Source organism: Streptomyces anandii JCM 4720 (assembly GCF_014650655.1).
Classification (GTDB): Bacteria; Actinomycetota; Actinomycetes; order Streptomycetales; family Streptomycetaceae; genus Streptomyces; species Streptomyces anandii.
In genome coordinates this window covers 31,968-35,993 of record NZ_BMVJ01000003.1, presented here as the reverse complement: position 1 = coordinate 35,993, position 4,026 = coordinate 31,968, and the positions used below count along the sequence as shown (strand labels likewise).

Here is a 4,026-nt window from a genome sequence, read left to right as displayed (position 1 = left end):
GACGCGCTGCTCATCTCGCTCGGCGTCGGCGGGGTCGGCGCGGTGGTCGTGGCCTGGCCGGGCGCGCTCACCGGGGTCGGGCTGATCGGCGGGGCGTTCCTGCTCTGCTACGGCGTCCTCGCCGCCCGCCGGGTGCTGCGGCCGGCCGCCTCGGCCCTGCGGGCGGACGGCGAGGCGGCCGGCTCCCGGCGGCGCGCGGTGCTCACCTGCCTGGCGATGACCTGGCTCAACCCGCACGTGTACCTCGACACCGTGTTCCTGCTGGGCTCGCTGGCCGCCGACCGGGGCGCGCTGCGCTGGACCTTCGGGCTCGGGGCCGCGCTCGCCAGCCTGTGCTGGTTCGCCGCCCTCGGCTTCGGCGCCCGGCTGCTCGGCCGCGTCCTCGCCCGGCCCTCGGCCTGGCGGGTGCTGGACGGACTGATCGCCGCGACCATGGTCAGCCTCGGCGTCACGCTCATGGCCGGAGCCTGACGGTCCCGGCGCCCGGGCCGCCCCCGGGACTACGACGGACGCGGCCGGTGCTGCGATAGTGACCCCGGACAGAAAGATGTAACGAGCAACCAGGAAGCCCGTGGACACCAGCGAGACCACCGACAGCAGCACGGCACCCGGGACGGAGCCCGCCGCCGGCCCCGGTGCGGCGGCGAGCGCCGCCGCACCGGAGGGCACCGCGCCGGACGGCCCGGTCGTGGACGGCGTCGCGCCGGATCCCGCCGCTCCCGCACACCGCGGCTGGCGCCGCTGGGCCATGGACACCCGCCCGCTGCGCCGCCCCGCCTTCCGCCGGCTGTGGTCCTCCACCATCGTCACCGCGGTCGGCAGCCAGCTCACCGCGGTCGCCGTGCCCAAGCAGATCTACGACATCACGGGCTCCTCCGCCTGGGTCGGCTACGCGAGCCTGGCCGGGCTGGTGCCCATGGTGGTCTTCGCGCTGTGGGGCGGGGCGGTCGCCGACACCGTGGACCGGCGCAAGCTGCTGCTGGTGACCAACAGCGGCATCGCCGTCACCTCGCTGCTGTTCTGGGCGCAGGCCGCGAGCGGGCTCGGCTCCGTCGCGGTGCTGATGGTGCTGCTCGCGGTGCAGCAGGCCTTCTTCGGCCTGAACTCCCCGGCCCGCAACGCCTCCATCGCCCGGCTGGTCCCCGAGGAGGAACTGCCCGCCGCCAACGCACTCGGCTCCACCGTCATGCAGACCGGCCTGGTCGCCGGGCCCCTGCTGGCCGGGGCGCTCATACCTGTCATCGGGCTGCCCGAGCTGTACCTCATCGACGCGGTGGCGCTGTGCGTCACGGTCTGGGCCGTGCTGCGGCTGCCCGCGCTGCCGCCGCTCACCGCGTCCGCCGCCCGCCGCGCCGGGGTGCGTGAGATCGCCGCCGGGTTCCGCTACATCTCCGGCCACCGGGTGCTGCTGCTGTCCTTCCTCGCCGACATCATCGCCATGGTCCTCGGCATGCCCCGCGCCCTCTTCCCGCAGCTCGCCGCGCAGACGTACGCCTCCTACGGCGAGGGGCTCGCCCTCGGCCTGCTGTTCGCGGCGATCCCCATCGGCGCGGTGGCCGGCGGTCTGTTCTCCGGGACCTTCTCGCGGGCGCGCCGGCACGGCTGGATGGTCATCGGGGCGGTGACCGCCTGGGGCGTGGCCGTCGCCGGGTTCGGCCTCAGCTCCAGCCTGTGGGTGGCCGTGGCGTTCCTCGCCGTCGCCGGTATCGCCGACATGGTCTCCATGGTCTTCCGCGGCGCGATCCTGCTGTCCGCCGCCACCGACGAGATGCGCGGCCGGATGCAGGGCGTCTTCACCGTCGTCGTCGCGGGCGGCCCGCGTCTGGCCGACGTGCTGCACGGCACCGCCGGTTCGGTCCTCGGCCCCCGCGCGGCCGTCACCGGCGGCGGACTGCTCGTCGTCGTCCTGACGCTGGTCCTGGCGGCGGCCGTGCCGGCGTTGCGCCGCTACCGCGTCTGACGCCGGGCCCGGGCCGCTACAGACCCCGCCCCCGGGAGATCGTGTACTGCTCCAGCAGCTTGCCGCGGGTCAGTTCGAGGCGGTGGGCGAGGATCTCGGCGACCGTGCGCACCAGCGAGAGCCCGAGCAGCGGGTCCTCCACGCACACGGCCAGCACGGCCGAGGCGTCGAACTCGTAGGCCCGCACCTGGCTGAACGCCTCGGCCCCGAAGTCCCAGGTGTACGGCGGGAACAGCCACGACCAGCCCAGCAGGTCGCCCGCGCCCAGGCTGCCGACCGTGACCCGCCGCGTGGCCGTGACCTGCTGGTCCAGATGGACGGCGCCGGAGCGGATGACCCAGAAGCGATCGGCCGTTCCGCCCGCCTCGAAGATCCGGGCGTCCTCGGGGAAGGACACCTCGTGGGCGAGTTCCATCAGACGTTCGCGCTGCTTCTGGGGGAGGGCGGTCAGCAGTTTTATCGCTTTGGTCATGGCCCGGGGCTCCTCGCCGGCGATGGGTTCCGCGCAATGTGCCTCAAGCCCATTTCAGCCGCTTCGCACGGACCGGGCACCTCGGCGGAACGGGCTCGCCGTGAGCGGGCGTGAAAAAGCCCTGGCTGGACGGGGGAAGCCAGCCAGGGCCGTATGCGGCGGCGCACGGGGGACGTCCGGGTCGACCCCGTCGCCGCGTATGTATGAACGATAAACCAACTGGGGTGGTTTCACGTAGCCGGGAGCGGGTCACGTGACCGGTTTCACTCCGATGTCGCGCCCTCACCCGGCGGAGTCGCCGGCCACCACCCTGACGGAGCCCATCTCCGGGTCGTTCGCGTCCGGCAGGTTCATTCCCGCGGCCCGACCGGTGGTGAGGTAGCGCAGCACCGGCTCGGTCAGCCGCTCGCCCGGCAGCACCGCCGGGATGCCCGGGGGGTACGGCGTGATCATCTCCGCCGCGACGCGTCCGGCCGCCTGGGCCACCGGCACCTGCTCGGCGGGCCCGAAGAACGCGTCCCGCGGCAGCAGGGCCTGTTCCATGCGCAGCTCGCCCGGCGCCGGGACGTCGACCCGCGGAGCGGGGGAGAGGCCGGGGGCGGCCCCCGCGAGGTCCTTCAGCGCGGCCAGCAGTTCGTCGGCCGTCTCGCGGTTGTCGCCGTGGGTGAGCTGGGCGCCGATCCGGCGGTGGTCGTTCAGGTGGGCGTCGACCCCGCGGTGCTCGCGCAGCCAGTCGGCCGCCTGGTAGCCGGTGACGCCGAGCCCGGTGACGTCGATGACGACGGGCAGCGGATCGAAGTCGTCGGCGAGCGAGGGGCCGCAGAAGTCGTCCCGGTCGTTGACGTGCAGTCCGTCGACGGCCTCGATCGCCGGGCGTACCTCGGCCGCCAGCGCCAGCGCCCCGCCGACGAGTTCGCGACCGCGCAGCGCCATCTGCCGGCGCCAGCCGTCCAGCCCCGCGAAGATCAGCACCGACGGGCTGGTCGTGCCCAGCAGGTCCGCCCGCGCCTTCAGCAGCTCCGGAGGCACGAGGTCGCCCTGCAGATGGAAGACGGAACCCTGCTCGAGTCCGCTGCCCATCTTGTGGATGCTGGTCACGCAGATGTCGGCGCCCGCGTCCATCGCCCAGGACGGCAGGCCGGGGTGGAACGGCAGGTGCGCGCCCCACGCCTCGTCCACGACGAGCGGCACCCCCCGCCGGTGGCACACATCGGCCACCGCGCGCACGTCCGCGCAGGCGCCGTACGGTGTCGGGCTGGTGATCAGGGCGCCCTTGGCGTCCGGATGGGCCTCGAAGGCACGCTCGAACTCCGCGGCCGAGGGGGGATGGGCGATGTGCCGCTCCGCGTCCCAGCGCGGTTCCACCCACACCGGCTCGATTCCCGAGAGGATCAGCCCCGAGGCGACCGACTTGTGGGCGTCCCGGCCGATCAGCAGCTTCTCGTGCGGGCCCGCGACGGCCAGCATCGCCGCCTTCACCGACAGGGAGCTGCCGCAGGTGGTGAAGAAGGTCTGCTCGGCGTGGACCGCGTCCGCCATCAGCTCCTCGGCCCGCTGCAGCACCTGGCCGCGCATCAGCCGGTCGTCCAGACCG

The 4,026-nt window shown here is 74.1% G+C and carries 4 protein-coding genes; 2 read left to right on the top strand and 2 right to left on the bottom strand.

The features are described from left to right. Positions 1 to 471: LysE/ArgO family amino acid transporter (locus IE249_RS06160; RefSeq protein WP_229857681.1), on the top strand; the 471-nt coding region annotated here is incomplete at its 5' end. 100 nt (positions 472 to 571) lie between these two features. Beyond that, positions 572 to 1,960, top strand: a complete 1,389-nt coding sequence (locus IE249_RS06155; protein ID WP_189703748.1) for an MFS transporter — start codon at positions 572 to 574, stop codon at positions 1,958 to 1,960. 16 nt (positions 1,961 to 1,976) lie between these two features. Here the strand turns inward: IE249_RS06155 and IE249_RS06150 are convergent, their stop codons facing one another. After that, positions 1,977 to 2,432, bottom strand: coding sequence for a cyclic nucleotide-binding domain-containing protein (locus IE249_RS06150; RefSeq protein WP_189703747.1), 456 nt, complete (start codon positions 2,430 to 2,432; stop codon positions 1,977 to 1,979). 282 nt (positions 2,433 to 2,714) lie between these two features. Further along, positions 2,715 to 4,026 (bottom strand): aminotransferase class I/II-fold pyridoxal phosphate-dependent enzyme (locus tag IE249_RS06145; RefSeq protein WP_229857679.1); only part of this gene is annotated, 1,312 nt, incomplete at its 5' end.